The sequence below is a fragment of the Sinomonas gamaensis genome, assembly GCF_005876955.1.
GTDB lineage: Bacteria > Actinomycetota > Actinomycetes > Actinomycetales > Micrococcaceae > Sinomonas > Sinomonas gamaensis.
Genome location: NZ_SSCL01000002.1, coordinates 378,703 through 405,693, shown reverse-complemented (window position 1 = coordinate 405,693; position 26,991 = coordinate 378,703). Strand labels below are relative to the sequence as shown.

General features: G+C 67.6%; 21 protein-coding genes. 11 read left to right on the top strand and 10 right to left on the bottom strand.

Going from position 1 to position 26,991, the window contains the following annotated elements; translation table 11 throughout:
• Position 1: 1 nt before the first annotated feature.
• From dnaE to nrdR, 4 genes are all read left to right on the top strand, one after another.
• Positions 2-3,538 carry a DNA polymerase III subunit alpha gene (gene dnaE / locus E5679_RS04360; protein ID WP_138413843.1) on the top strand — a complete coding sequence of 1,179 codons (3,537 nt, stop codon included), beginning with the start codon at positions 2-4 and terminating at the stop codon, positions 3,536-3,538.
• Positions 3,531-4,010, top strand: coding sequence for a hypothetical protein (locus E5679_RS04355; RefSeq protein ID WP_138413842.1), 480 nt, complete (start codon positions 3,531-3,533; stop codon positions 4,008-4,010). Before dnaE ends, E5679_RS04355 begins: the two co-directional genes overlap by 8 nt.
• Positions 4,011-4,038: 28 nt before the next feature.
• A complete protein-coding gene (gene hisD, locus E5679_RS04350) occupies positions 4,039-5,418 on the top strand; it encodes a histidinol dehydrogenase (RefSeq protein WP_249335945.1) in 1,380 nt (459 codons plus the stop codon).
• A gap of 85 nt (positions 5,419-5,503) precedes the next feature.
• On the top strand, positions 5,504-5,971 hold the full coding sequence (gene nrdR, locus E5679_RS04345) for a transcriptional regulator NrdR (protein WP_138413840.1): 468 nt from the start codon (positions 5,504-5,506) through the stop codon (positions 5,969-5,971).
• Positions 5,972-6,010: 39 nt separating this feature from the next.
• Here nrdR and ppgK read toward each other — a convergent pair whose 3' ends face one another.
• Both ppgK and map read right to left on the bottom strand, forming a co-directional pair.
• Entirely contained in the window at positions 6,011-6,808 is a 798-nt protein-coding gene (ppgK, locus tag E5679_RS04340) for a polyphosphate--glucose phosphotransferase (protein ID WP_138413839.1), read from the bottom strand.
• 44 nt (positions 6,809-6,852) lie between these two features.
• A complete protein-coding gene (map, locus tag E5679_RS04335) occupies positions 6,853-7,731 on the bottom strand; it encodes a type I methionyl aminopeptidase (RefSeq protein ID WP_138413838.1) in 879 nt (292 codons plus the stop codon).
• A 38-nt stretch (positions 7,732-7,769) separates the two neighbouring features.
• Here map and E5679_RS04330 point away from each other — a divergent pair, with 38 nt between their 5' ends.
• Entirely contained in the window at positions 7,770-7,958 is a 189-nt protein-coding gene (locus tag E5679_RS04330) for an SPOR domain-containing protein (protein ID WP_138413837.1), read from the top strand.
• 25 nt (positions 7,959-7,983) lie between these two features.
• Here the strand turns inward: E5679_RS04330 and panB are convergent, their stop codons facing one another.
• Complete coding sequence (gene panB, locus E5679_RS04325) at positions 7,984-8,874, bottom strand: 3-methyl-2-oxobutanoate hydroxymethyltransferase (protein WP_138413836.1); 891 nt, start codon at positions 8,872-8,874, stop codon at positions 7,984-7,986.
• Between the two features lie 72 nt (positions 8,875-8,946).
• Between panB and glnA (E5679_RS04320) the strand changes: the two genes are divergently transcribed.
• From glnA (E5679_RS04320) to E5679_RS04310, 3 genes are read left to right on the top strand one after another with little or no spacing between them, the layout of a single operon-like run.
• The gene (glnA, locus tag E5679_RS04320) at positions 8,947-10,287 is read left to right on the top strand and encodes a type I glutamate--ammonia ligase (protein WP_138413835.1); all 1,341 of its coding nucleotides are present in this window, start codon (positions 8,947-8,949) and stop codon (positions 10,285-10,287) included.
• A gap of 21 nt (positions 10,288-10,308) precedes the next feature.
• Positions 10,309-13,338, top strand: coding sequence for a bifunctional [glutamine synthetase] adenylyltransferase/[glutamine synthetase]-adenylyl-L-tyrosine phosphorylase (locus E5679_RS04315; RefSeq protein WP_138413834.1), 3,030 nt, complete (start codon positions 10,309-10,311; stop codon positions 13,336-13,338).
• Positions 13,339-13,371: 33 nt separating this feature from the next.
• The gene (locus E5679_RS04310) at positions 13,372-13,698 is read left to right on the top strand and encodes a cupin domain-containing protein (RefSeq protein WP_138413833.1); all 327 of its coding nucleotides are present in this window, start codon (positions 13,372-13,374) and stop codon (positions 13,696-13,698) included.
• A 463-nt stretch (positions 13,699-14,161) separates the two neighbouring features.
• Here E5679_RS04310 and glnA (E5679_RS04305) read toward each other — a convergent pair whose 3' ends face one another.
• Positions 14,162-15,586 carry a type I glutamate--ammonia ligase gene (gene glnA, locus E5679_RS04305; protein ID WP_138413832.1) on the bottom strand — a complete coding sequence of 475 codons (1,425 nt, stop codon included), beginning with the start codon at positions 15,584-15,586 and terminating at the stop codon, positions 14,162-14,164.
• A gap of 240 nt (positions 15,587-15,826) precedes the next feature.
• On the opposite strand from glnA (E5679_RS04305), the gene E5679_RS04300 reads away from it, so the two are divergent.
• Positions 15,827-16,261, top strand: a complete 435-nt coding sequence (locus E5679_RS04300) for an RDD family protein (RefSeq protein ID WP_138413831.1) — start codon at positions 15,827-15,829, stop codon at positions 16,259-16,261.
• Positions 16,262-16,327: 66 nt separating this feature from the next.
• Here E5679_RS04300 and E5679_RS04295 read toward each other — a convergent pair whose 3' ends face one another.
• From E5679_RS04295 to lipB, 3 genes are all read right to left on the bottom strand, one after another.
• Positions 16,328-17,047 carry a DUF4191 domain-containing protein gene (locus E5679_RS04295; RefSeq protein WP_138413830.1) on the bottom strand — a complete coding sequence of 240 codons (720 nt, stop codon included), beginning with the start codon at positions 17,045-17,047 and terminating at the stop codon, positions 16,328-16,330.
• 86 nt (positions 17,048-17,133) lie between these two features.
• Positions 17,134-18,144, bottom strand: coding sequence for a lipoyl synthase (gene lipA, locus E5679_RS04290; protein ID WP_138413829.1), 1,011 nt, complete (start codon positions 18,142-18,144; stop codon positions 17,134-17,136).
• A complete protein-coding gene (gene lipB, locus E5679_RS04285; protein WP_138413828.1) occupies positions 18,141-18,833 on the bottom strand; it encodes a lipoyl(octanoyl) transferase LipB in 693 nt (230 codons plus the stop codon). Before lipB ends, lipA begins: the two co-directional genes overlap by 4 nt.
• 146 nt (positions 18,834-18,979) lie before the next feature.
• Between lipB and E5679_RS04280 the strand changes: the two genes are divergently transcribed.
• Together E5679_RS04280 and E5679_RS04275 are read left to right on the top strand one after the other, a co-directional pair.
• Complete coding sequence (locus E5679_RS04280; protein ID WP_171042238.1) at positions 18,980-20,422, top strand: serine/threonine-protein kinase; 1,443 nt, start codon at positions 18,980-18,982, stop codon at positions 20,420-20,422.
• Between the two features lie 22 nt (positions 20,423-20,444).
• Positions 20,445-23,939 carry a S41 family peptidase gene (locus tag E5679_RS04275; protein ID WP_138413826.1) on the top strand — a complete coding sequence of 1,165 codons (3,495 nt, stop codon included), beginning with the start codon at positions 20,445-20,447 and terminating at the stop codon, positions 23,937-23,939.
• A 107-nt stretch (positions 23,940-24,046) separates the two neighbouring features.
• On the opposite strand, the gene E5679_RS04270 is transcribed toward E5679_RS04275, so the two are convergent.
• The 3 genes from E5679_RS04270 to sucB form a co-directional block, all read right to left on the bottom strand.
• Positions 24,047-24,475 carry an OsmC family protein gene (locus tag E5679_RS04270; RefSeq protein WP_138413825.1) on the bottom strand — a complete coding sequence of 143 codons (429 nt, stop codon included), beginning with the start codon at positions 24,473-24,475 and terminating at the stop codon, positions 24,047-24,049.
• 154 nt (positions 24,476-24,629) lie between these two features.
• Positions 24,630-24,998 (bottom strand): hypothetical protein, encoded by a 369-nt coding sequence (locus E5679_RS04265; RefSeq protein ID WP_138413824.1) that lies wholly within the window; start codon positions 24,996-24,998, stop codon positions 24,630-24,632.
• Between the two features lie 142 nt (positions 24,999-25,140).
• Positions 25,141-26,958 (bottom strand): 2-oxoglutarate dehydrogenase, E2 component, dihydrolipoamide succinyltransferase, encoded by a 1,818-nt coding sequence (gene sucB / locus E5679_RS04260; RefSeq protein WP_138413823.1) that lies wholly within the window; start codon positions 26,956-26,958, stop codon positions 25,141-25,143.
• Positions 26,959-26,991 lie beyond the last annotated feature (33 nt).

The following is a 26,991-nucleotide window of genomic DNA, read 5'->3' as shown; positions in this document are numbered from 1 at the left end:
GGTGAGTTCCAGCGGTTCGTTCGTCCATCTCCACAACCACACTGAGTACTCGATGCTCGACGGCGCTGCGCGCCTCGGCGACCTTTTCAGCCATGCGTCGGAACTCGGCATGAACGCCCTCGCAACGACGGACCACGGCTTCGTCTTCGGGGCGTTCGACTTCTGGAAGAAGGCGAACGACGCGGGCATCAAGCCGATCGTGGGAGTCGAGGCGTACCTGACACCCGGCACGGCGCGGAGGGACAAGACGCGAGTCCGCTGGGGCGACGGAGGCCGAGACGATGTCTCTGGCGCCGGCGCCTACACCCACATGACCATGTGGGCCGAGAACACCCAGGGGATGCACAACCTCTTCCGGATGTCCTCCCTCGCGTCCCTCGAGGGCTATCTCTACAAGCCCCGCATGGACCGCGAACTCCTCCAGACCTACGGGGAAGGTCTCATCGCCACCACGGGCTGCCCCTCGGGAGAGGTGCAGACGAAGCTCCGGCTGGGCCTCTACAAGGAGGCCCGCGAGGCGGCAGCGGAGTTCCGGGACATCTTCGGCGCGGACAACTTCTTCTGCGAGGTCATGGACCACGGGCTGGACATCGAGCGCGGCGTCCAGGCAGACCTGATCAAGCTCGCGAGGGACCTTGGGCTCCCGCTCGTCGCCACCAACGACCTCCACTACACCCACGCCGAGGACGCGTCGAGCCACGCGGCGCTCCTCTGCGTGCAGTCCGGTTCGACTCTGGCAGATCCGAAGCGCTTCAAGTTCGACGCCGACGAGTTCTACCTCAAGTCCCCTCAGGAGATGCGGGCCATCTTCAGCGACCATCCCGAAGCCTGCGACAACACGCTGCTCATCGCCGAGCGCTGCGCCGTCGAATTCAACACCAAGGCCAGCTACATGCCCCGCTTCCCCTGCCCTGAGGGGGAGAACGAGGAGTCGTGGTTCGTCAAGGAGGTCGAACGCGGCCTCCATTACCGCTTTCCTCAGGGCATCCCGGACGAGGTCCGCAAGCAGGCCGAATACGAGATCGGGATCATCACCCAGATGGGGTTCCCGGGCTACTTCCTCGTGGTTGCGGACTTCATCAACTGGGCCAAGGACAACGGGATCCGGGTCGGGCCGGGGCGCGGTTCCGGCGCCGGCTCGATGGCTGCCTATGCGATGCGCATCACCGACCTGAATCCGCTCGCCCACGGCCTCATCTTCGAGCGATTCCTCAACCCGGACCGCGTCTCGATGCCTGACTTCGACGTCGACTTCGATGATCGCCGCCGCCCCGAGGTCATCAAGTACGTGACCGAGAAGTACGGCGACGACCGCGTCGCGATGATCGTCACCTACGGCACGATCAAGGCCAAGCAGGCCCTGAAGGACTCTTCGCGCGTGCTCGGGTATCCGTTCTCAGTGGGGGAGCGGCTCACGAAGGCGATGCCGCCGGACGTCATGGGCAAGGGCATGCCGCTTGCGGACATCCACAATCCAGAGGCCAAGCGCTATGGCGAGGCGGAGGAGATGCGCGAGCTCCTGCGCTCGGATGCCGACGCTCAGCGCGTCTTCGAGACCGCGCTCGGCCTTGAGGGGCTCAAGCGCCAGTGGGGCGTCCACGCGGCGGGCGTCATCATGTCCTCCCACCCGCTGATCGACATCATCCCGATCATGCGTCGTGAGCAGGACGGCCAGGTCATCACGCAGTTCGACTATCCGACCTGTGAGGGCCTCGGCCTGATCAAGATGGACTTCCTCGGGCTGAGGAACCTGACGATCATCACGGACGCCCTGGACAACATCAAGCTCAACCAGGGGATCGACCTCGACCTCGAGCGACTCGAACTCGACGACGCCGCATCCTATGAGCTCCTGGCCCGCGGAGACACGCTCGGCGTCTTCCAGCTCGATGGCGGTCCGATGCGGTCGCTGCTCAAGCTCATGCGGCCGGACAACTTCGAGGACATCTCGGCCGTGCTCGCCCTGTACCGCCCTGGGCCCATGGGCGCGAACGCGCACACGAACTATGCGCTGCGCAAGAACGGGCAGCAGGACATCACCCCGATCCACCCGGAGCTCGCAGAGCCACTCGAGGACATCCTGGGCGGGACCTACGGCCTGATCGTGTATCAGGAGCAGGTCATGGCCATCGCTCAGAAACTCGCCGGCTACTCGCTCGGGCAGGCCGATATCCTGCGCCGCGCCATGGGCAAGAAGAAGAAGTCCGAGCTGGACAAGCAGTTCGAGGGCTTCTCGAACGGCATGCGCGAGCGCGGCTACTCCGACGAGGCGATCAAGACTCTCTGGGATATCCTGCTGCCGTTCTCGGACTACGCGTTCAACAAGGCCCATTCGGCCGCGTACGGCGTCGTCTCGTACTGGACCGCCTACCTCAAGGCCCACTATCCCGCCGAATATATGGCGGCGCTCCTGACGTCGGTGGGCGACGACAAGGACAAATGCGCCATGTACTTGAACGAGTGCCGCCGCATGGGCATCACGGTTCTCCCGCCGGATGTCAACGAGTCTGCCCTCAACTTCACCCCGGTGGGCAAGGACATCCGCTTCGGGATGGGAGCCATCCGCAACGTGGGCGCGAACGTGGTCCATTCAATGGTCGAGGCCCGCGAGGAGAAGGGGGCCTTCACGGGCTTCGGCGATTTCCTCCAGAAGGTGCCCGCCGTCGTCTGCAACAAGCGCACCATCGAATCGCTCATCAAGGCGGGCGCTTTCGACTCGCTCGGGCACCCGCGCCGTGCGCTCGCCATGGTCCACGAGGAGGCGGTCGACGCCGTCATCGTGCTGAAGCGCAACGAGGCGGCGAACCAATTCGACCTCTTCAGCGCGTTCGATGGCGACGGGGGCGGTGGCATGGCCTCTGGCCTCGCCGTGGAGATCCCGGACCTGCCCGAGTGGGAGAAGAAGGACCGTCTTGCGTTCGAGCGTGACATGCTCGGGCTCTACGTCTCCGACCACCCCCTCCAAGGTCTCGAGGGCGTCCTCGAGGAGCATGCCGACCATGCGATCTCGCAGGTGATTTCCGACGACGGCCCCCAGGACGGCGCGATCGTCACCATTGCCGGCATGATCACATCCCTCAGCCGGCGCATCGCCAAATCGAGTGGGAACGCCTACGCCCGTGCTGAGATCGAGGACCTCGGCGCGTCGATAGAGGTGATGTTCTTCGGCCAGGTCTACGGCCCGATCGCATCGATTCTCGCCGAGGATCTGATCGTCGTCGTCAAGGGGCGCCTCCAGCGCCGCGACGACGGCGCTGTAGCGATCAGCGCGATGGAGCTCAGCGTCCCCGACCTCAGCCAGGCGGGAACGGGGCCGGTCGTCATCTCGATGCCCACCCACAAGGCCACCGAGCGGATCGTGACTCGGCTCGGCGACGTGCTCCGCACCCACCCTGGCCATAGCGAGGTGCAGCTCCGGCTCCACGGAAGCCGCAGCATCGAGGTCATGAAGCTCGGGGTGCATTTGCGCGTCAACCCGAATCCCGCCCTGTTCGGGGACCTCAAGGTCCTCCTCGGCCCTGCGTGCCTCGATGCCTGACATCAGCGTCCGCGACCGTTCACAGGTCAGGGCCCTCATCCCATGGCTCGCGGCTCCTGCCGTCGCGGGCGTTCCGCTGGGCCTCGTCTGGTGGCTTGCCGCGCCCGGGGGCCGCCTGCAAGGCGATGGATCGGACTACCACGCGTGGCTCGCGCGAGACCTCGTCTTCGCGGCCCTTGCCGCCTTTGCCGCACTCGTCGTCGTGGTGTTCGTGGTCCGCGCCAACTCGCGGGGCGACTTCGCGCCACGGCAGCTGTCTGCGTTGATCGGGTCAGGGGTGGGCAGTGTGCTCATGTGGCTGACCGGCGTCGGGCTCGGCCAGGCATTCGGAACGTTGCGCACGGATCCCAGCGTCGACGGATCGGCGTTCGGACTTCAGGCGCTCAGCGCGCTCGCCCTGTGGCCGGGCATCGTTGCCGTCGTCATCCTCGGGCTCATGACAATCTTCTGGTCGCCGCCGACGCGCGGTTGACCGTCTCCCACACCCGTAAACTGGGTTGGTGACATCGCCAGCTACCGCCCTCGACTTCCGTACCATCGACCTCAGGGGCAGGAGTCTCAGCCTCGCCGATCTCCGCGCGGTCGTGCCGCGGCTCGAGGCCGAGCAGGGCTCCGCCGTCGAGGACGCCGTGCGAGGGATCATCGCGGATGTTCGATCAGGCGGTTTCGCAGCGCTGTCGCTTCTGGCCGAGAAGTTCGACGGCGTCACGCAGCGTCATCCCCGCGTCCCCGCTGAGGCAATCTCCGAGGCGCTGGAATCCCTGAACCCCAGGGTCCGCGAGGCTCTCGAGGAGTCGATCCGCCGTGCTCGCCTGTTCGCCGAGGCCCAGCGGCCCGCCGACGTCACGGTCCACCCGGGCGACGGCGCCAAAGTCACCCAGCGCTGGGTGCCGGTGCGACGAGTGGGCGTTTATGTTCCCGGTGGCCTCGCCGTCTACCCGTCGTCGGTCGTGATGAACGTGGTCCCCGCGCAGGCAGCAGGGGTCGCATCGATTGCGCTCGCGTCGCCGCCGCAGCACGACAACGAGGGTCTCCCGCACCCCACGATCCTTGCCGCCGCCGCGCTGCTCGGCATCGACGAGGTCTACGCGATCGGGGGCGCCCAAGCCGTCGTCGCCTTCGCCTACGGCATCGCGGCGGGCGAGGACGCCGAGGGTCCGCTACCGGCCATTGAGCCGGCCGATGTCGTGACCGGGCCGGGGAACATCTTCGTCGCCACCGCCAAGCGGCTCGTGAAGGGCGTGGTCGGGATCGATGCGGAGGCCGGGCCCACGGAGATCGCGATCCTCGCGGACGCCGGTGCCCGCCCCGAGCTCGTGGCGGCGGATCTCATCAGCCAGGCGGAGCACGACACGCGCGCCGGTTCCGTGCTCGTCACCGACTCTCCGGAGCTCATCGACGCGGTTCGCGAGCGGCTCGGGGAGCAGGCAGAGCTGACGAAGCACCGGGAACGCGTGCTCGCCGCGCTCTCGGGGCGCCAGTCGGGCGCGGTGCTCGTGGACGATATCGACGCCGGGATCGCGGTGTGCGACGCGTACGCGGCCGAGCACCTCGAGGTCATGACGCAGGACGCCGCCTCAGTAGCCGCGCGGGTCCGCAATGCTGGCGCAATCTTCGTCGGCGACTACAGCCCGGTCAGCCTCGGCGACTACACCGCCGGATCGAACCACGTGCTGCCCACGAGCGGCACGGCGGCGTTCTCCTCGGGGCTCAACGTGGCCACCTTCCTCAAGGCAGTGCAGATCATCGACTACAGCGAGGCGGCTCTGGACGCCGTCGCGCAGCATATCCGCAGCCTCTCCGACGCCGAGGACCTTCCCGCACACGGGGACGCAGTCGAGCGCCGATTCGTGGAGCGGGCCGTCGAATCCCGTAACTAGGGGAATCCCACAGCTAGTAGCACCTACCACTACATCTTGTGGTGCCTGCTTGTTGTGATCACCGTGACCCCTCTAGAATTGAGGGATGTACTGCCCGTTCTGCCGCAATCCCGATTCTCGCGTGGTCGACAGCCGAATCCAGGACGACGGCTCCGCCATCCGCCGGCGGCGGCAGTGCCCTCAGTGCGGCCGCCGCTTCACCACCATCGAGACGACGAGCCTCACCGTCGTCAAGAGGTCCGGGGTGGGTGAGCCCTTCAGCCGGACCAAAGTGATCAACGGGGTGCGGAAGGCCTGCCAGGGGCGTCCCGTGACGGAGGATGACCTCGCGCTGCTCGCGCAGGAGGTCGAGGAGACGGTGCGCTCGAGCGGGGCAGCGGAGATTCAGGCGCACGAGGTCGGCTTAGCGATTCTGGGACCGCTGCGCAAGCTCGACCACGTCGCATACCTGCGGTTCGCGAGCGTCTACCAGTCGTTCGAATCCCTTGAGGACTTCGAAGCCGCCATCGCTCTGCTGCGTTCGGAGCGGGCGGAGACCGCAGCCGCAGAGTAGAGGGGCCCGGCGCGTGCCGGGCCCCTCTGCGTCTCTGTGCTATTTGGTGAGCTTGTGGTGGATTGCCACCTGCAGCGCAGCTCCCACGATCCCGGCCTCGTTCTTGAGCTCAGCCGGAATGATCGGCGTCCGCAGCTTGAGGAGCGGAAGGTATTCGTCCGCGCGCTTGGAAATGCCGCCCCCGACAATGAACAGCTCGGGGGAGAAGAGGAATTCGACGTGCGAGAAGTAACGCTGGAGTCGCACGCTGTAGTCCTCCCAGCCGATTCCGTCCCGCTCGCGGGCAACGGCGGATGCCTTCGTCTCGGCATCGAAGCCGTCGATCTCGAGGTGGCCGAGCTCGGCGTTCGGCACGAGCTGCCCGTCGAAGACGAACGCGGAGCCAATGCCGGTGCCCAGCGTGATGACGAGAACCGTGCCGTCGACGCCCTTGCCGGCGCCGTAGCGCACCTCGGCGAGGCCAGCCGCGTCGGCATCATTGATGACCTCGACGGGGCGGCCGAGATGCTCGGTGAAGTACTCGTTGATGCCGAAATCGATCCACGACTTGTCCACGTTGGCGGCGGAGCGCGCGACGCCGTGCTGGATGATGCCGGGGAACGTGACCCCGATGGGGCTGTCGCGGTCCGGGGCGTCGTCCCTGGCCGTGAGCTCCTCGACGATCTTCGCCACGACATCGGCGACGGGCTCGGGGGCGGCGGGACGAGGCGTGTCGATGCGGACGCGATCGCCTACGAGCTTGCCCTTCTTGAGGTCGACGATGCCGCCCTTGATCCCGGTCCCGCCGATATCGACCCCAATCACATATCTGGACTTCTTCTTGTCGCTTTTGGACATGCGTTCGCCTCTCGGGTCGCTTGTGGGGAAGGGGGGTGGGCCGGTCAGGGGACCGTAAGGACCTCGGCGCCGTTCTCGGTGACGACGAGGGTGTGCTCGAACTGGGCCGTCCGCTTGCGGTCGCGTGTGACGACGGTCCAGCCGTCATCCCACATGTCCCACTGGATCGTGCCGAGGGTGAGCATCGGCTCGATCGTGAAGACCATCCCCGGCTCCATCACTCGGCGGTAGGCCGGTGCGGCGTCGTAGTGCGGGATGATCAGCCCGGAGTGGAACGCCTCGCCCACGCCGTGGCCCGTGAAATCGCGCACGACTCCGTACCCGAATCGCTTCGCGTACGACTCGATGGCTCGTCCGATCACATTGATCTCGCGGCCCGGGGCGACGGCCTTGATAGCCCTGCGGAGGGACTCCTGCGTCCGCTCCACGAGCAGTCTCGACTCGTCGTCCACATTCCCCACGAGGAACGTGTAGTTGGTGTCACCGTGGACACCATCCTTGAAGGCGGTGATGTCGATGTTGATGATGTCCCCGTCCTCGAGCACCGTTGAGTCGGGGATGCCGTGGCAGATGACCTCGTTGATCGAGGTGCAGAGCGACTTTGTGAAGCCGCGGTACCCGAGCGTCGACGGGTAGGCGCCGTGGGAGACCACGTAGTCATGGCCGATCTGGTCGAGCTCGTCCGTGGTGACCCCTGGGCGGATGTGCTTCCCAACCTCGACGATCGCCTGCGCCGCGATCTTCCCGGCTGCCCGGATCCGATCGACCTGCTCTGGCGTGTAGACGTCGTTGCCCTCGTACTTCTCCGGCCCGTCCTTTCCCACATAGCTCGGCCGGGCGATGGATTCCGGGACCTTGCGCATGGGAGAGACGGTCCCAGGCACGAGTGTGCCCACGGGTGCCGCGGGTGACGGAGAAGGCATAGGCTGAGTGTACTCGTGCGGGAAGGAGGGCGAGCGGCATGACGCAGTTTTGGTATAACGTCCGCACCCATCAGGTCGAAGAGGACGCGATGAGCGACTGGACCCAGCTCATCGGCCCGTATCCGACCCGGGAGGAAGCGGAGCACGCGCTCGAGAAGGTCAAAGAGCGCAACAAGTCGTGGGACCCCGACGACGCGGACGGGGACGGCTGGGCCGATCAGGATTAGGGCCGGGGCAGGAATAGGGTCGCGGCTAGAAGCTGTGCTCGGGTCCGGGGAAGGCTCCTGACCGGACGTCGTCGCCGTAGCGGCGGGCGGCGTCGAGGAGGATGCTCCTGAGGTCGGCGTACTGCTTGACGAACTTGGCGATCCTGGTGCCTTCGCCGCCGCGCAGGCCGGCCATGTCCTGCCACACGAGCACCTGGCCGGTGGTCGTCGCGCCGGCGCCGATGCCGATCGTGGGCACCCTTACGGCTGCGTCGACCGCGGCGGCGGTCGCGGCGGGCACCATCTCCATGAGGACGCAGAAGGCCCCGGCCGCCTCGAGGGCCTTGGCATCCTCGATGAGGCGAGCGGCGTCGTCGCCCCTTCCCTGGACGCGGTAGCCGCCCAAGGCGTGCTCGCTCTGGGGTGTGAAGCCGATGTGGGCCATCACGGGTATTCCTGCCTGCACCATGGCGCGCACTGTGTCCGCGTAGAACGCGCCGCCCTCCATCTTGACGGCGTGGGCCAGGCCTTCCTTGAGGAACCTGACCCCGGTCTCCACCCCTTGGGCGGGGGAGACCTCGTAGCTGCCGAACGGGAGGTCGGCGACCACGAGGGCGCGGCGTGCGGAGCGGGCCACGGCGCGGCACAGCGGGAGGAGCTCGTCGACTGTGACCGGGAGGCTCGTCTCGTGCCCGAAGACGTTGTTGGCCGCCGAGTCCCCCACGAGGAGCACCTCGATGCCGGCCTCGTCGAAGATCTGCGCGGCGTATTGGTCGTACGCCGTCAGCATCGCGAAGCGTTCGCCTCGTTCCTTCGCCGCGGCGAGGTGATGGATGCGCACCCGCCCTGCCGGGCTCGGCGGAACCGCGCGGGCTCGAGCCTGCTGAGGACCGCTTCCGTAGGGCGCGGGAGACTCGTCAGAAGTGGTGGGGACCATACCGACGAGACTAGTCCAAGCTGAGTAGAGTGGGGGAAGCGTAGGGCCCGTGACCGTAAGGAAGACTTCCCCATGAACCGTCAGCAGGAATTCGTGCTCCGGACCATCGAGGAGCGCGACGTCCGCTTCGTCCGTCTGTGGTTCACAGACGTCGTCGGCTCGCTCAAGTCCGTGGCGCTTGCCCCTGCCGAGGTCGAGGGCGCCTTCGACGAAGGTCTGGGCTTCGATGGCTCGTCGATCGAGGGCCTTGCGCGGGTCTCGGAGTCGGACATGCTGCTGCAGCCGGATCCCTCGACCTTTCAGATCCTTCCCTGGCGCGGCGAGACGGAGCCCACCTCGCGGATGTTCTGTGACATCCTGACTCCCGACGGCGAACCCTCCCCGGCGGACCCCCGCAACGTGCTCAAGCGCACGCTCGCGAAGGCGGCTGAGCTGGGCTTCACGTGCTACACGCATCCGGAAATCGAGTTCTACCTGCTTGAGTCCGACCGCCTCGGCCCGACGGGGGCGCCCGTTCCGATTGACCAGGGCGGCTACTTCGACCACGTCCCCGGCGGCGTCGCGCAGGATTTCCGGCGCACGGTGGTCAACATGCTGGAGTCCGTCGGGATTTCGGTCGAGTTCAGCCACCACGAGGGTGGGCCCGGCCAGAACGAGATCGACCTCCGCTACGCGGATGCCCTCCAGACGGCGGACAACATCATGACGTTCCGCACGGTCGTGAAGGAGGTCGCCATCCAGCAGGGGGCCTACGCGACCTTCATGCCGAAGCCGTTCACCGACTTCCCCGGCAGCGGCATGCACACGCACTTCTCCCTCTTCGAGGGGGATACGAACGCCTTCCACGAGCCGGGTGCGGAGTTCCAGCTCTCCAAGACCGCCCGCCATTTCATCGCGGGCCTCCTCAAGCACGCCAACGAGTTCACAGCGGTCACGAACCAGTTCGTGAACTCGTACAAGCGGCTCTGGGGTGGGGGAGAGGCGCCGAGCTACCTCAGCTGGGGCCACAACAACCGCTCTGCTCTGGTCCGGGTCCCGCTCTACAAGCCCGGCAAGGGGCAGTCGGCCCGGGTCGAATACCGGGGCATCGATTCCGCGACCAATCCCTATCTCTCCTATGCAGTCCTCCTCGGTGCGGGACTCAAGGGGATCGAGGAGGAATACGAGCTTCCGCCCGCGGCCGAGGACGACATCTCGTCGCTCACGTCAGCCGAGCGCAGGGTCCTGGGGCATTCGCCGCTTCCGTCCAGCCTCTACGACGCGATCGGCACGATGGAGGACTCTGAGCTCATGGCCGAGATCCTGGGGGAGCAGGTGTTCGAGTACTTCCTGCGCAACAAGCGCCAAGAATGGAACGAGTACCGCCTCGAGGTGACGCCCTACGAGCTGCACCGCAATCTCGGCATCCTGTAGCCGGGAACCAGGCAGACCCTCATGGCCCCCAGCCTCACCCGTCGGCTCATAGCACTCGGATCGTCGGACCCCGAACGGGCCGAACGGTTCCTGGGGGCGCCGGAGCTGGCGGGGATCGATGAGGACATCCTTCTGGAGGGACTGTCTGTCGCGCCGGACCCCGACGGCGCGATCACCGCGCTGGTGCGGCTGCTCAGCCGGGACCCGGGGCTCCGCGCTGTCGTGCAAGCAGGACTTTCCCGGAGCGAGCCCCTGTTCCGCCTCCTCGGGGCTTCGGAGGCTCTCGCGGATTTCCTCATCCGGCGGCCCGAGCACCTCGACGTGTTCGACCAGGCCCCGTCCGCCGAGCCGCAAGGAGCCAACCCTGCGATGCTCCGGGCCTCGCTCCTGCGCTCTGTGGGAGCGGATCCGTCCGCGAGGCAACCCGTCGCCGCGCGGACGGGAAACGAGGCCTACGAAGCGCTTCGGGTGCGCTACCGACGGCACTTGTGCGAGCTCGCCATTCGAGACCTGGGTGCGGCTTCTCCGCTCGACTTCCTTCCCACTGCCGCCGCAGAGCTTGCGGATCTCGCCTCTGCGGCGCTCGAGGCTGGGCTCGCCGTCGCCCGCGCCGAAGCCTCGGCGGCCTTCGGGGCGGAGGCGGTCAACGCCGTCGTCCTCAGCGTGATCGGCATGGGCAAGTGCGGGGCGAGGGAACTCAACTACATCTCCGACGTCGACGTCGTCTATGTGGTCGACGGCAAGAGCGACGCCGCGGATGACACCGAGGCCGTGCGGATCGGGACCGTCCTCGCCACGGGCCTCACGCGCGCGGTCTCTGCCACCGCGCGCGAGCCAGCGCTGTGGCAGGTGGACGCGAACCTCCGTCCCGAGGGCAAGGATGGGCCCTTGGTGCGCACCCTGGATTCACACCTCGCCTACTACGACCGCTGGGCCCAGAGCTGGGAGTTCCAAGCCCTCCTCAAGGCGCGCTGCATTGCGGGCGATGGCGAACTCGGCCGCCGCTACGAGGCCTCCGTGGCGCCGCTCGTCTGGGCATCCGCGGGACGGGAGGGGTTCGTCGAGTCGGTCCAGGCGATGCGCCGACGCGTGACCGAACACATCCCCGCCGCAGAGGCCGATCGGCAGATCAAGCTCGGTGCGGGCGGACTCCGAGATGTCGAGTTCACGGTCCAGCTGCTCCAGCTGGTCCACGGCCGGACCGATGAGACGCTCAGGGTCCGTGACACCACGTCTGCGATTGCGGCTCTGGCGGCTGGCGGCTACATCGGCCGGAGCGCGGCTGCGGAGTTCGATGTCTCGTATCGGCGCCTGCGGCTCCTCGAGCACCGCATCCAGCTCTCGCACCTGAGACGGACCCATCTCATGCCCGTCAAGGAGGATGCCCTTCGGGCGCTGGCACGCTCCGTCCAAGGCGTCATGGACTCCTCGAAGGCGTCGCCCGAGTCTCTGCTCGAGTCATGGCACCGGACCAAGCGAAGTGTCCGCGACCTGCACCAGCGGATCTTCTACCGCCCCCTCCTCAACTCGGTGGCGAACCTCAGCCCCGAAGAGGCAACTCTGTCGCCGGAAGCCGCCCAAGGCCGTCTCGCCGCGCTCGGCTATTTGGACCCGAAGGGCGCGATGCGCCACATCGAGGCGCTCACTGCAGGGGTGAGCCGCAGGGCCGCGCTCCAGCGACAGCTCCTCCCCGTCCTCCTCGACTGGCTGGCCCAGGGAGTGGATCCGGACGGCGGGCTGCTGGCGTTCCGGCGCGTGAGCGAGGCACTCGGCACGACTCACTGGTACCTCGGCATGCTGCGGGACTCCGCCGCCGCGGCCGAGCGCCTGTGCCACATTCTCTCGAACTCCCGGCTCATGGCCGATCTGCTCGAGGTGTCCCCCGAGTCCGTCGCCTGGCTCGGCCACGAGAGGGATCTGGCGCCGGTTCCGCTCGAGGCCCAGTGGCAGGAAATCCAGTCCAAGATCTCGCGGCACGAGGAGCCCACGGCGCGGATGCGTCTCGTCCGGCTCATCCGGCGCCGCGAGATCCTCCGCGTCGCCATCGCCGACAGCGCAGGCCTGCTTGACCAGGACTCCGTCGGGCGCGCCCTCGCCGACGCGGATCAGGCCGCGGTGCTGGGGGCGCTGCGAGTCGCAGAGGACCATGTGAAGGCCTCGGGTCCGCTCCTCACGCACGTGCTCGTCGTCGCCATGGGCAGGCAGGGCGGGCGCGAGATCGGATACGGTTCGGACGCCGACGTCATATATGTGCACCGACCGTTTCCTGACGCGGATCCTCGGGCGGCCCAGAAGCAGGCCATGGAGATCGTGACCAGCCTGTCCGGCCTGCTCACCCAGCCCCTCAAACCCGCGGTGCTCGCCGAGCGCGTCCTCCAACTCGATGCCGATCTCCGCCCGGAAGGCAAATCGGGTCCGCTCGTGCGTTCGCTCGAGTCCTTCGCCGAGTACTACCGGCGGTGGGCCCTGGTGTGGGAGTGGCAGGCCCTTCTCCGGGCCCGGCCGATGGCGGGCGACGACGGGCTGGCCACGGATTTCATGGAGCTCGTCGACTCGGTGCGCTACCCCGAGGAACTGTCCCCAGCCGACATCCGGGAGATCAGGCGGATCAAGGCCCGGGTCGAGGCAGAGCGCCTTCCGCGCGGCGCTGACCCCTCAAGACACCTCAAACTGGGTCGGGGAGGGCTCAGCGATGTTGAGTGGCTGGTGCAGTTCCTCCAGCTGCAGCACGCGGCGCGCCACCCGGAATTGAGGACGACCTCGACGCTTGGCGCGCTCGGCGCCGCCGCGGGACTCGGACTCATCCCTGACGGGGAGGCCGCCTTGCTCGCGGATGCCTGGCGGCTCGCGAGCCGCATCCGCAGCGCCAACGTCGTCTGGACAGGTCGCGCGTCCGACATGCTGCCATCGTCCCGCCGCGACCTCGAGGCGGTGGCACGGTGGTGCGGATACGCTCCAGGTCAGGCTTCAGCCCTCGAGGAGCGCTACTTGCAGCTCACGCGGCGCACACGCCACGTGTTCGAGGAGAGGTTCTACGCGAACGGTTCGTGAGGGTTGCCAGATCCCGAGAGAAGGAGGCCAGAGATGGCAGAGATGATCAGTCTTGAAGCGGCGGCCGACCTCGAGCTCGATCGGGCCAGGCTCAGCCCTCACGGTCGAAGTGCGCGGGCGCTCCTGCACGACGGCCGGCTCCGGCACACGCTCATCGCTCTCCTGGACGGCCAAGCCCTCGGCGACCATCCGAAGCCTGAGGCGGCGACCCTCCATGTGCTCTCGGGCGCGATGATCGTCAGGGCAGACGAAGGCGAAACGCGGGTCGAGACGGGGCAGCTTGTGGCGCTTCCGGGCCCGCGCCACGACGTGACCGCGGTCGGTGAGTCAGTGGCGATCCTGACGACGATCGCGGGCTAAGCCCCTCTGGGACTTTCGGCCCTGTGACGTCCGTGACAGCGTAGGGCATACTTTTGTGCACCTGCGTCCCTCGAGGACAAGTCTGGATTCGATGAAGAGTCTGAGCCGAAGGAGAAACTGGACCGAATGCGCCGCGATCCTGCTCGACGAGTCCCAACCCCCACCCACGGCAACCGGCAGGAGACGGAGTTCCCCAGCCGCCTGCACCAGGAATGGCAGCTCGAGGCACTGCGCCGAGCGGGCCTTAGCGAAGAGGAAGCAAGAGCCCAGCTCACCCGCTTGGCAGCCGGGGACGTCTGGGGAGGCTGATCCACAGAAATCCGCCCGGACCTCCCACAAGGAGAGTCCGGGCGGATCTGTGTCGAAGGAGCCGCAACCTGTGGGAAGAAGAGTCCGCACGAGCGGCCGTCCCGTCGGGATCGGCCGCTCGTGCGGACTAGGGCGCTTCAGCCCGGTGTTTCCGCTACACGCCGAAGTAGAGCTCGAACTCGTAAGGGTTCGGGCGGAGCGAGAGGGGAGCGATCTCCTTCTCGCGCTTGTAGGCGACCCAGGTGTCGATGAGGTCCTGCGTGAAGACGCCGCCGGCCTGAAGGAACTCGTTGTCAGCTTCGAGGGCCTCGAGGGCTTCGTCGAGGGAACCCGGCGCCTTCGGGATGTCCTTGGCCTCTTCGGCAGGGAGCTCGTAGAGGTCCTTGTCGATGGGGGCGGGGGGCTCGATGCGGTTGCGGATGCCATCGATGCCGGCCATGAGCTGGGCGGCAAAAGCGAGGTACGGGTTCGACGAGGGGTCCGGAGCGCGGAACTCGATGCGCTTGGCCTTCGGGTTGGTGCCGGTGATCGGGATGCGGATGCCGGCAGAGCGGTTGCCCTGCGAGTAGACCATGTTGACCGGCGCCTCGAAACCCTTCACAAGGCGCTTGTACGAGTTGACGGTCGGGTTGGTGAACGCGAGCACCGCCGAGGCGTGCTTGAGCAGGCCGCCGATGTACCAGCGGGCGAGGTCCGAGAGGCTGCCATAGCCCTTCTCGTCGTAGAAGAGCGGCTCGCCGCCGTTCCACAGCGACTGGTGGCAGTGCATGCCTGAGCCGTTGTCGCCGAAGATGGGCTTGGGCATGAAGGTGACCGACTTGCCCCACTCGGTCGCGGTGTTCTTGATGACGTACTTGAACTTCTGCAGGTCATCGGCCGCCCGCACGAGGGTCGAGAACCTGTAGTTGATCTCGGCCTGGCCCGCGGCACCGACCTCGTGGTGCGAGCGCTCGACCTCAAGGCCGACGGCGTCGAGGTTCAGGACCATCGCGTCGCGCAGATCGGCCTGGTGGTCAACAGGGGAGACCGGGAAGTAGCCGCCCTTGAAGGGCGTCTTGTTGGCGAGGTTGCCGCCTTCTTCCTCGCGGCCGGAGTTCCACGGGGCCTCGATGGAGTCGACCTTGTAGAAGGAGGACTGCGGGGAGGACTCGAACTGGACGTTGTCGAAAACGTAGAACTCCGCCTCGGGAGCGAAGAACGCCGTGTCTGCGATGCCGGTGGAGGCCAGGTAGGCCTCGGCGCGCTCGGCGACTCCTCGCGGATCGCGGTGGTACGGCTCGCCGGTCCGCGGGTTCACGATGGAGAAGTTGAGTGCGAGCGTCTTCTCGACCCGGAAGGGGTCGACGTAGGCGGTGGTCACGTCCGGGATGAGCTGCATGTCGGACTCGGCGATGCCCTGGAAGCCGCGGATGGACGAGCCGTCGAAGAGCTGCCCATTGACGAAGAAGTCCTCGTCCACCGTCTTCGCGGGGACGTTGAAGTGCTGCTGGACGCCGGGGAGGTCGGTGAAGCGGATGTCAACAAACTTGACATCCTCGTCCTTGATGAACGCGAGGACTTCCTCCGCAGACTTGAACATCTGTTCTCCTTACAGGTCGGGGTGGCGCGCACCGGGCACGAACGGGGGCGCGCAGGCGTGATCGCCGCGCGGACGGCACCGTGCTGCAACTGGACCTAGCCTACGAACGCGGCGTTACTCGGCAGTGTCCGGATTGTTTCGGCGAGGTTACATCAACGCCGCCAGTTGTCCCACCCTACGGGTGTCCGGGACAGAGCCGCAACGCCGGGGCGATACTGCACCGCCAACTAGACTGTAGCGGTGATCGATCGCAGAGACATCGGCTCGTGGATCAGCGGCCCACCGACCGAGCCGGGCCATTTCCCTGGGAAGGGGCTAGGCCTTCCACGCGGGGGCTCCGGCTCCATCGCACGGCCGGGACGCCGCATCCTCGCCCTCTGCGTTGACTGGGCCGCATGCCTGCTCATCTCGACGGCGTTCTTCCACGGCAATTCGTTCGCGACGCTCTCGATCTTCGCTGCCGAGCAGATGGCCCTCGTGGGCACCGTCGGCTACGGCCTCGGACACCGGCTCTTGGGGCTGCGGGTCGAGCGCCTCGGCGGCGGACCCGCAGGGATCCCCGCCGCAATCGTCCGCGCGCTGCTCCTGTGCCTGGTCATTCCGGCAGTCGTCTTCGACGCTGACCAGCGCGGACTCCACGACAAGGCCGCAAGGACCGTCCTCCTGCGGCGTTGACAGATGCGGCGGCACGAATGCCTGAGGGCTCGGACAAGTTGTCCGAGCCCTCAAACGTTAGGGGTTTCAGCGTCCACGCATGGCGCGCCGGTCGGGGCGGATTCGCGTGGGGTCGATGCCCTTGGGAATGGGCAGGCGGGGGCCAAGCGACGCGAGGCGCTTGCTGACGGCCTGCACCTCGACCTTCGTGAGTTCCGGCTTCAGCTTCTGAAGCTTCTTGGCCACCTTGTCGAGCGGCGTCTGGCCATCACCGCGCCCGCTTTCGACCACGTGGATGGGGACGTTCGGGAGAATCCGGGCGAGGCGCTTCCGCTCGCCGTCCACGAGAGCGCGGACCCTGTTGCTGGGGCCTTCCGAGACGAGGACGACGCCGGGGCGGCCGATGGCCCGGAAGACCACGTCCTGCGTGCGGGGGTTGACCGCGACAGGCTGTTCCTCGACGATCCACCCGCGGCGCAGAGTGCTGAGGGCGGCTCCTGCGGCCCCCGGCTGCCCTTCGATCTGCGAGAAGGCGGCACGCTCAGCCCGCCGGCTGAGGATCAGGACAGCGCCGAGAACACCGAGAAGGATTCCCACGATGAGGCCGGTGATCCAATTGTCGAGCAGAAGGCCTACCACGAGACCGAGGGCGACGACGACGAGGAACACCAGTGCCATGAGCCAGACCACATTCGGGTCGGCCCGACGGGTCATCTGGAAGACCTGGAGCATTTGCTGGAAGCTGTTCGGCTTCTTCGCCTTCTTCGGAGTGCCGTCCGAGGGCGAGGTGGAAGGGTTCTTGGCCATAGTCCCTTCATTCTAAGTGAAGCGCCGCCCGCCCAGAGGTCCTGGGCGGGCGGCGCTTGAACGTGATGGAGGATTCTGGTGGCGCTTCAGTTCCCCTGAGCGGCCAGGAGGGACGCGGCCTCCTGGCGGGTGCTGCCCGATGACTCGATGTGGGCCAGTTCGGCGGGGATGTCCCAGCCCTTCTTGCGCATCGCCGTCGCCCACAGCCGACCCGCGCGGTAGGAGGAGCGTACGAGGGGGCCGCTCATGACACCGAGGAAGCCAATCTCCTCGGCCTCCTGAGAGAGCTCGACGAACTCCTGCGGCTTGACCCAGCGGTCCACGGGGTGGTGCCGCTCGGAGGGGCGCAGGTACTGGGTGATGGTGAGGAGGTCGCAGCCGGCCTCGTGGAGGTCGCGCATGGCTTGGGAGACTTCCTCGCGGGTCTCGCCCATGCCGAGGATGAGGTTCGACTTGGTGACCATGCCCTGGTCCCGGCCCTGGGTGATGACGTCGAGCGAGCGCTCGTAGCGGAACGCGGGGCGGATGCGCTTGAAGATCCGCGGCACGGTCTCGACGTTGTGGGCGAAGACCTCTGGCTTGGCCTCGCAGATCGCGGTGATGTGCTCGGGCTTTCCGGAGAAGTCCGGGATGAGGATCTCGACGCCGGTGCCCGGGTTGAGCTCGTGGATCTTGCGGATGGTCTCGGCGTAGAGCCAGGTCCCCTCGTCCTCGAGGTCGTCGCGGGCGACGCCGGTGACTGTCGCATACCGGAGCCCCATGGACTGGACCGAGCGGGCGACCTTGGTGGGCTCGAAGCGGTCCAGCGGGGAGGGCTTGCCGGTGTCGATCTGGCAGAAGTCGCAGCGCCGGGTGCACTCGGAGCCGCCGATGAGGAAGGTGGCCTCCTTGTCCTCCCAGCACTCGAAGATGTTGGGGCAGCCGGCCTCCTCGCACACCGTGTGGAGGCCCTCCTTCTTCACCTGGTTCTTGAGCTGGATGAACTCGGGCCCCATGTGGACCTTGGCCTTGATCCACTCGGGCTTGCGCTCCACGGGCGTCTCGGCATTGCGCTGCTCGATGCGCAGCAGCCGGCGTCCCTCGGGTGCGAGCGTCACAGCAATGCTCCTTCAGTCTCGGAAGGGGAGCCCACCGTCGTGTCGGCGACGAAGGCGTCGGCGCGGCGGGCCAGTTCCTCGGTGATGCGGTCGATGATGTCGAGGGGTCCGATTTCCCGGCCAGCCTCCGCGGAGATCGTGGTGGTCCCCGCGTCGGTGATACCGCAGGCGATGATCTGCTCGTACGGATCAAGGCTGTTGCTGCAGTTGATGGCAAAGCCGTGACCGGTGATGCCCTCATGGACGCTGATCCCGATTGCGGCGATCTTGCGGTCTCCGCCCCGTTCGTCCGCGCGCACCCAGACGCCAGAACGCCCATCGACGTGCTCTGCCTTGATTCCGTATTCCGAGATGACGGTGATCATGACGTCCTCGAGCAGCTCGACGTAGGCGCGGACGCCGCGCGGTTCCTTGAGTCGCACGATGGGGTAGCCGACGAGCTGGCCCGGACCGTGCCAAGTGAGCTTGCCTCCGCGGTCTACCGGGACGACGGGGGTTCCGTCGAGGGGCCGCTCGTGATCTTCGGTCCGTTTGCCTGCCGTGTAGACGGGTGAGTGCTCGAGCAGGAGGACAGTGCTGGGTGCCGTGCCTGCTGCCACCTCGTCGTGGAGCTGCCGCTGTGCCGCGAGTCCCGCGGTGTAGTCGACGTAGTCAGGCGCGAACCCCAGCCGGGTGAACGCAAGAGTCATGCCGACCAGCTTAGTCGCAGAGGGTGGAGGCGCCGCCATGAGCTGACTCACAACCGGCTTTGCAAGTGCGTGAGGCCTGTGGATAACTTCGGAGGCCCCATGACGATTTGGGATAGACATGGCTCATGGAACCAAGGGAGCCAGCAGTGCCTGGGTATGACGTCGTCCGCCTCTTGGGCCGTGGGGGAGCCGGGGACGTCTGGCTTCTGCGGGCGAGATCTTCCGGTCGCCTCGCGGCCGGAAAGATCGTGCGTGATCAGCAAGGCCGCCTGGCCGCGCGCAAGGAGGCTCGGAGGCTGAGCTCCCACCGGCATCCTCACGTCGTCGACTTCCTGGGGAGCGTCCCGCTCCCAGACGGCGGCGGTGTCGTGCTCCTGATGGACTATGCGGCGGGAGGCTCGCTCGCGCGTCTTGTGTCGGCGCGGGGTCGATTGAGTGTGGGCGAGACCGTCACGACGATCGCGCCCATCGCCCAAGCCCTAGCAGCCCTCCACCTGAACGGAACGTCCCACCTCGACGTGTCTCCGGGAAACGTGCTCTTCGTTGCGGAGGGCAAGCCGCTCCTCGCCGATCTGGGGGCTGCGCGCACGGTGGGGGAGGAGAGGGCGCCGAGGGCGGAGACCGCGGGGTTTGCTGATCCCGCGGCAGATGACTCGTCGCACATTGCCGGCCCCGCCTCGGATGTCTACGCGTTGGGTGCCCTGGCCTGGTTCTGTCTCACGGGGACCGCCCCCGAACAGGGAATCCGGCGTCCTCCGCTCACGCTCGTCGCCCCGACCGTGCCTCGATCGCTCGCCACGGCGGTGGCCGCGGCCCTGGACGAGGAGCCACGGCTGCGCCCGACCGCTGCGGAGTTCGCGCGCGCGGTCCTGAGGAGTGCACGACCCGAACCCGTTGACCTGGCACCGGCCGTGGAGCCCGAGGTGCTGCCCCACTTGGTGACGCGGATCCGGGAGGACTCGCGCAGTCGTCGACCCCGGCTGCCGTTCAGCCTAGCGGTGCCCGGTCGGCTCTGGACGCGCGCCCGAGTCAAGCGGGTCCAGTTCGCTCTCGCGGGCCTCCTCGCGCTCAGCGCCGTCGTCGTGATCCTCGGCGGTGTTCTGCCCGGAGCGTGGCAAAGCAGTCGTGAGCAGGCGGCCCCTCAGCCAGCATCCGGAGGATGGATGAGCGTTCCCGATGCTCTGCGGCGCCGGGCGGAGTCCCCCGATCCCGTCCAGGCGGTCCAAGCCCTTGCCGTGATCAGGGCACAGGCCTTCTCCACGGGCGACCGCGACCTCCTCCGCCGGGTGAACGTGCGGGGCTCGAGCGCCGAGAGCTCGGATGAGGCGGTCATGGACCGGCTGGCGTCAGAGGGGAAGACGCTGGATGGGTTCTCGACGAGCGTCCTCACGGCTGAACTGCTCACACCCAGTGACCCTGCAGCGAGCGAAGCGGTGGTCCACGTGCGGGTGGTGACGTCTGGATTTGCCGTGCATGGACCAGATGGCAGGGAGCTGAGTGCGCCCGGCGGTGGGACGGATCAGAGCCTGCGCATCGCGCTCGGGCGGTCGGGCGGCCAGTGGCGCGTCGTACAGATCCTGAGTGGCTGAGCGCCTTGCCTATGATCGGAGGGTGACCGCCTCCAGCTACTTCCGGTACCCCCATCTGCATGCCGATCTCGTGGCCTTCGTCGCCGAGGACGACGTGTGGCTTGCACCTTTGCAGGGAGGGCGAGCGTGGCGGATCTCTGCCCTCCAGCTGCCTGCCCGCAACCCGCGTTTCACTCCGGACGGATCGAAAGTTGTGTGGAGCGTGGTGCAGGGCAGCGCTCCCGAGGCCGTGGCCGCCGAGGTGGACGGCGGCGGTTTCCAGCAGCTCACCTATTTCGGGCACCAGACAACCCGGGTCAAGGGGTTCGATCCACGAGGCCGGGTCATTGTCACGAGCGCCCACAATCAGCCCGACGCGCGTCATACGCACGCCTACGCCATCCCTGTCGAGGGCGGATGGCTTGAGGAGCTCCCCTTCGGCCCGGTCGATTCGGTGGCGTACGGCCCCTCCGTCGGAGACGAGCGGCCGGTCGTCGTAGGGAGCGTCCTCACCCGCGAGCCGGCTTCATGGAAGCGCTACCGAGGCGGCGCTGCGGGGAAGCTCTGGATCGATGCGGATGGCGGGGGAGACTTCCGGCTGCTGACACCGGAGCTCGGCGGAAATGTCTGCGACCCAGTCTGGATCGACGGCCGCATCGCGTTCCTCTCGGACCACGAGGGCTTCGGAAACGTCTACTCCGTCGAGCGCGACGGATCGGACCTGCGGCGTCACACCGACTTCGACCGCTTCTATGCGAGGCATGCGGGCTCGGACGGGAAGCGCATCGTCGTCGAGTGCGCGGGGGAGCTGTGGCTGCTCGACGGCCTCGACGCAACGCCGCGGCGACTCGAGCTCACTCTCGGTTCGGCGTCGACGTCGCGCCGCGCGGTGCCTCTCGCGGTCGGCCGCCACCTCGGCGAGGTCGTGCCGACGCACGACGGCGGAGCGAGCGTTGTCGAGTCGCACGGCACTCTGCACTGGCTCACCCACCGGGACGGCCCGTCCCGAGTGCTTGAGGCCACACCCGGCGTCCGCGCCCGCCTTGCACGCCCGATTGGAGCAGACCGGGTGGCGTACATCGCCGACCATGGGGGCGAGGAGGCGCTGTTCATCCGGCATCTGTCCGATGTCGCCGCGCCTGGAGACGCCTCGGACGTGCAGACGTCCTCCGAGGCGGTAATGCCAGGTTCGGCTTCGGGCCCTGACATTCCGTCGCCGGTTCCCGCCGGTGGAGGCGGCGGAGTGCAACGCGCCGTCTCGCCCATTGCGAGCACTTTCCAGCGCTCCTACGTCGTCCCCGTCCGTCGAAGCTCAGCCGGTGAGGCGAAAGGATCGGGCGCCCCGCGCCGTTACAACCTGCCGTCGGCCAGCAGAGTTGCAGAGATCGCGCCGAGCCCGGATGGTCGGCTCCTGGCCCTCGGTACAGCGTCCGGTGAGGTTCACCTTGTGGACACTGCGTCCGGCGAGTCGCGAACTCTCTCCAGCGTGGGCGAGGGCAGCATCGAGCAGCTCGTCTGGAGCCCCGACTCCCAGTGGCTCGCCTGGAGCGAACCTGTGACGGCCTTCGGCTCCCGTTCCAAGCTGCGCATCGCGAACGCCGCGGAGGGAGAGGTCGCTGATGTCACGGACGGACGCTTCTGGGACGCCTCGCCAGTGTTCACGCCTGACGGAAGGTATCTTGCGTTCCTGTCGGGCCGCAGCTTCGACCCGGTCTACGATGGCCACTCGTTCGACCTCGCCTTTCCCAGCCCGATCAAGCCCTACATCCTTCCCCTCTCCTCGACGACGGCTTCACCCTTTGGTCCCAGGGTTGCCGACTTCGAGGCGCAGCCCGCGGCGGCGGGGTCCCCCGAGGGCGAGGAGCGGCCGAGCCCCGACGAGGCGGTGGAGGTCGACCTCGAGGGCCTGCAGCAGCGCGTTGTCGCGCTTCCCGTGCGCCAGGGCAACTATTCTCGGCTCACCGCCGCTCCGGGGGCACTCCTGTGGCTGTCGCATGACCTCAGCGGAGCGACTGGCGACGGCAAGGCCAAGCCGGGGGACAAGGATGCCCAGCCAACCCTTGAACGCCTCGACCTCGCGGACGGCAGCACCTCGACCCTGGTGAATGCGCTGGACGCCTACCGCCTCAGCGGCGACGGCACCCGTGTGGTGTATCTGAACGGGCGGCGGGTGCATTCAGTCCCGAGTGGCTCGAAGGCCGAGGAGGGTTCCCCCAACCACATCGCAGTGGATCTCGAAAGGATCCGGGTGCGGCTCGATCCGGTCTCCGTGTGGCGCCAGGGATTCCGGGAAGCGTGGAGGCTCCAGCGGGATTTCTACTGGACCGCGGACATGGCGGGACAGGACTGGGACGAGGTGCGCACGCGCTACGAGCCGATCGTCGACCGGCTGGGCTCCCATGACGACCTCATAGACCTTCTCTGGGAGCTCCACGGCGAGCTGGGCACCTCCCACGCCTACGTCACCCCGATGCTCGTCTCGGAGCCGGGCGCGGGAGGGCAGGGGAGGCTCGGCGCTGAGTTCGACTACGACGGCGGGTGGGTGGTCCGGCGCGTGCTCGCGAGCGAGTCCTCCGATCCCCTCGCGACGTCTCCTCTGGCGGCGCCGGGCGCTGGTGTCCGCGCTGGTGATCGCCTGCTCGCGGTCGACGGCGTGCCCCTCACCCCCGACCTCGGCCCGGCGATGGCGCTCGTCGGGGCCGCCGGCAAGACCGTGGAGCTGACGATGGTGAACGGTCCTTCCCACGGCACCCAGGAGGGCCGTCGGCGGAGGATCGCCGTGGTGCCGATCCGCGATGAGGAACGACTGCGCTATCAGGATTGGGTGCAGGCGAACCGGCGCCTCGTGCGGGAGGCATCAGATGGGCGATTCGGCTATCTCCACGTCCCCGACATGGCAGCGCGCGGCTGGGCGCAGCTGCACCGCGACCTCGACACGGAGACTGCCCTTGATGCGCTCGTCGTGGACGTCCGACGCAACCGAGGCGGTCACACCTCGCAGCTCGTCGCGGAGCTGATCGGGCGCCGCGTGACGGGCTGGAGCATGCCCCGTGGCGAACAGCCCCGCACTTATCCACGGCACGCACCACGGGGACCTGTGGTCATCCTCGCCGACGAATTCGCGGGCTCCGACGGCGACATCATCACCCAGGTAGGCAAGCTCCGGGGGATCGGCCCGGTGATCGGGACGCGGACGTGGGGCGGCGTCGTCGGAATCGACAATCGCTTCCGCCTCGCCGACGGAACCGCGGTCAGCCAGCCGCGGTACGCGACCTGGTTCGGCGGCGGAGTCGCTTGGGGAGTGGAGAACCGCGGGGTCGAGCCGGACATCGAAGTCGCCTATCCGCCGCACGCGCACGTCGCGGGCGTTGACCCGCAGCTCGAGCGCGGCATCGGAGTGCTGAAGGAGATGCTGCTGGAGATTCCCACCGAGCGGCCGCCGGCCCGCGAGGGCTACCCCTCGGTGAAGCCGGCTCCTCTTCCACCTCGCCCGCAGGACCTTGCGGCGGCCGGTGCGGCCGTGGCGTACGAGGGCTAAGTCCCTCTGGCGCAAACACACCCGCCCCGCGCCTCTCTGGGCGCAGGGCGGGGTCTTGCGCACCCGAGCTATGAAGGCTCAGGCATCGATTAGGAATTCAGGGTCGACTAGGACTCGAGCGTCGCCTCGAGGACGATGTCGATGCCCTTGAGTGCGCCGCTGACCGGGCAGCCCGTCTTGGCGTCCTCGGCCAGCTTCTGGAATTCGTCCTCGGAGATGCCGGGAACCTTGGCCGACACCGTGAGCTTGCTCGTGGTGATGCCCGTGCCGGGGACGAAGTCGACCTCGGCCTGTGTACGGATCTCTTCCGCCGTGTAGCCAGCCCCTGCGAGGCCATTGCTGAAGGCCATCGAGAAGCATGCGGAGTGAGCGGCGGCAATGAGCTCTTCCGGGCTGGTCTTGCCGTTCGCGTCCTCGCTGCGTGCCTTCCACGTGACGTCGAACGTGTCCAGGCCCGACGAGTCCAGGGTCGTCTGGCCGGAGCCTTCGGTGAGGTTGCCCTTCCAGACGGTGTGGGCAGTGCGGATCGTAGCCATGCTTTGCTCCTTGCGTTCTATCCGGAGTCCCGATTCTCGGGCACGCCGGACTTGCGTGTTGCTGGTGGAAAGGTGGACTGGCCCGGCCATCGTAGGCACAAAACAGCCCCGGTCGCTCAACGGTTAAGCGGGCGGGGCGGCCGGCATGCCGGGGTCAGGGCCAGATCGTCGCGATGGCCACATTGAGCAGGGCGAGGCCGCCGACCGCGTGGGCGAGGCCTGGGGCAACCGGCTCTCCGGCCTTCCGCCGGCGATTGCCCACGAACGCGAGGGCGCCGACCACGACCGCCACGATGAACTTCACAATGAGCTTCGGGTAATCGGGCGCGGGCCAGTTGGGGACTGTATTCACCATCACCGGGAGGAGCCCGGCCAGGATGATTCCGGTGACGAGCTGGGTCATGGCACCGTCGAACTGTCGTGCTCCCACCGTGGGGCTCTTCATCGACGCGATCCACGGCCCAACGATCATGGCCGCGCCGACAATATGGAGGAAGACGACGATGCTGAAGACGACAGTCATGGTCCCGATTCTAAGTGCGGAAGTACGCGCCAACTGTGTGATGCGCGGTGGCGCGGGATTCCAAGTGGATAACGAATGAAAGGCGGCAGGCGCGGTCCTTTTCGGGCCGGGCCTGCCGCCTTTCCGCCTAGCTTCAGCGTGGTCAGAGACCGAGGTCGGCCTCGAACGCACCCGCCTCGAGCCGCGCACGGAGCGTCTGGAGGAAGCGCCCCGCATCGGCGCCGTCCACGAGACGGTGATCGTACGTGAGCGAGAGGTACATCATCGAACGGATGGCGATGACGTCGTCACCTTCGGCGTTCTGCGTGACCCAGGGGCGCTTCACAATCGCGCCCGTGCCGAGGATCGCGACCTGCGGCTGGTTGATGATCGGGGTATCGAAGAGCGCGCCGACCGAGCCGATGTTCGTGATGCTGAACGTCCCGCCGGAGAGCTCATCCGGCCCGATCTTCCCACTCCGGGTCCGCGACGCGACGTCGGCGATGCGGCTTGCGAGGCCGGCGAGGTTGAGGTCCCCTGCGTTGTTGATCACCGGGACGAGAAGGCCCTTCTCGGTGTCCACCGCGATCGCGAGGTGCTCTGCGTCGTGGTACGTGATCTCCTGCTTTTCCTCGTTGTACTCCGCGTTGAGCTTCGGATGCTGCTTGAGCGCCTCCGCCACAGCCTTCGCGATGAACGGAAGGAAGGTGAGCTTCACGCCGTTCTGTGCTTGGAAGTTGGCCTTCGCACGGTCGCGGAGCTTGGCGATCTTCGTCATGTCGATCTCGTGCACCTGCGTCAGCTGCGTCGACGTGTCGAGCGACTCGCGCATGCGGCGGGCGATGACCTGACGGATGCGCGGCGCCTTCTCGGTCTTGCCGCGGAGCGACGAGACCGCAGGGGCGGCTGAGGGAGCCGCCGGGGTGGCGGGAGCCTGCGGAGTTGCAGCCTGCGTGCCCGTCGCCGCAGCGCCGTTGGCCTTGGCGGCATTCGCCTCTGCAGCCGCGATGACATCCTGCTTGCGGATGCGTCCGCCGACGCCTGTGCCCTTGACGGTCGAGAGGTCGACGCCTTGCTGGTTGGCCAGCTTGCGGACAAGGGGCGTCACGTACCCGGCGTCGGCACCGGTCGAGGCGGGCTGAGCAGGGGCCTGCGGCGCGGGAGCCTGCTGAGCCGGGGCCTGCTGGGCGGGGGCCTGCGGCGCGGGCGCAGACTGGGCGAGCGCGCGGTCGGCGTTCTCAGCCGGGGCAGGAGCCGAGACCTGCGGCTCACTGGGCTTGTGCTCAGGCTCTGCCGGGGGCGCCGGCTGTGCTGCCGGGGCCGGGGCAGCCTGTGCTGCGGCACCTGATCCGATGATGGCGAGCACGGCACCGACTTCGGCGGTCTCGTCTTCGTTCACCCGGATCTCCTGGAGCGTGCCGGCGACCGGCGAGGGGATCTCGGTATCGACCTTGTCGGTGGAGACCTCGAGGAGGGCCTCGTCGACCTCGACTGCATCGCCGATGCTCTTGAGCCATCGGGTGACCGTTCCCTCGGTGACGCTCTCGCCCAAGGCGGGGAGGGTGACCTCATGTCCGTCGGGGGCAGCCTGATCGACCGAGGGCTCGGCCGGTTCCTCCACGGGAGCTGCCTGCTGCGAGGCCTGCGCGGCCGGCTGAGCCGTTGCCTCCTCGGCGGGCGCAGCCTCCTCAGCGGGTGCAGCTTCGGCTGGCGCCGCCTGTCCGGAAGCCGAGCCGCCCCCAGTGCCGTCACCGATCCGCGCCAGCGGGGCGCCGACCTCGGCGGTCTCGTCCTCGGCTACGAGGATCTCTTCGAGGATGCCGGCAATCGGCGAGGGGATCTCCGTGTCGACCTTGTCCGTCGAGACTTCGACCAGGGGCTCGTCGACCTCGACGCGGTCCCCCACCTGCTTGAGCCAACGGGTGACGGTGCCTTCGGTGACGCTTTCCCCGAGGGCCGGCAAATTCACGGCTTCAGACATTTGTCTCCGTGCTCCTTTTGCTTCTCTTCGTGC

Coding starts and splice junctions, on each gene's coding strand:
- E5679_RS04315 (WP_138413834.1), top strand. CDS start 10,309: ATGGCCCCCAGCCTCACCCGTCGGCTCATAGCACTCGGATCGTCGGAC.
- E5679_RS04355 (WP_138413842.1), top strand. CDS start 3,531: ATGCCTGACATCAGCGTCCGCGACCGTTCACAGGTCAGGGCCCTCATC.
- E5679_RS04310 (WP_138413833.1), top strand. CDS start 13,372: ATGGCAGAGATGATCAGTCTTGAAGCGGCGGCCGACCTCGAGCTCGAT.
- ppgK (WP_138413839.1), bottom strand. CDS start 6,808: ATGTCCAAAAGCGACAAGAAGAAGTCCAGATATGTGATTGGGGTCGAT.
- E5679_RS04270 (WP_138413825.1), bottom strand. CDS start 24,475: ATGGCTACGATCCGCACTGCCCACACCGTCTGGAAGGGCAACCTCACC.
- glnA (WP_138413835.1), top strand. CDS start 8,947: ATGAACCGTCAGCAGGAATTCGTGCTCCGGACCATCGAGGAGCGCGAC.
- sucB (WP_138413823.1), bottom strand. CDS start 26,958: ATGTCTGAAGCCGTGAATTTGCCGGCCCTCGGGGAAAGCGTCACCGAA.
- E5679_RS04265 (WP_138413824.1), bottom strand. CDS start 24,998: ATGACTGTCGTCTTCAGCATCGTCGTCTTCCTCCATATTGTCGGCGCG.
- lipB (WP_138413828.1), bottom strand. CDS start 18,833: ATGACTCTTGCGTTCACCCGGCTGGGGTTCGCGCCTGACTACGTCGAC.
- E5679_RS04330 (WP_138413837.1), top strand. CDS start 7,770: ATGACGCAGTTTTGGTATAACGTCCGCACCCATCAGGTCGAAGAGGAC.
- panB (WP_138413836.1), bottom strand. CDS start 8,874: ATGGTCCCCACCACTTCTGACGAGTCTCCCGCGCCCTACGGAAGCGGT.
- glnA (WP_138413832.1), bottom strand. CDS start 15,586: ATGTTCAAGTCTGCGGAGGAAGTCCTCGCGTTCATCAAGGACGAGGAT.
- E5679_RS04295 (WP_138413830.1), bottom strand. CDS start 17,047: ATGGCCAAGAACCCTTCCACCTCGCCCTCGGACGGCACTCCGAAGAAG.
- map (WP_138413838.1), bottom strand. CDS start 7,731: ATGCCTTCTCCGTCACCCGCGGCACCCGTGGGCACACTCGTGCCTGGG.
- nrdR (WP_138413840.1), top strand. CDS start 5,504: ATGTACTGCCCGTTCTGCCGCAATCCCGATTCTCGCGTGGTCGACAGC.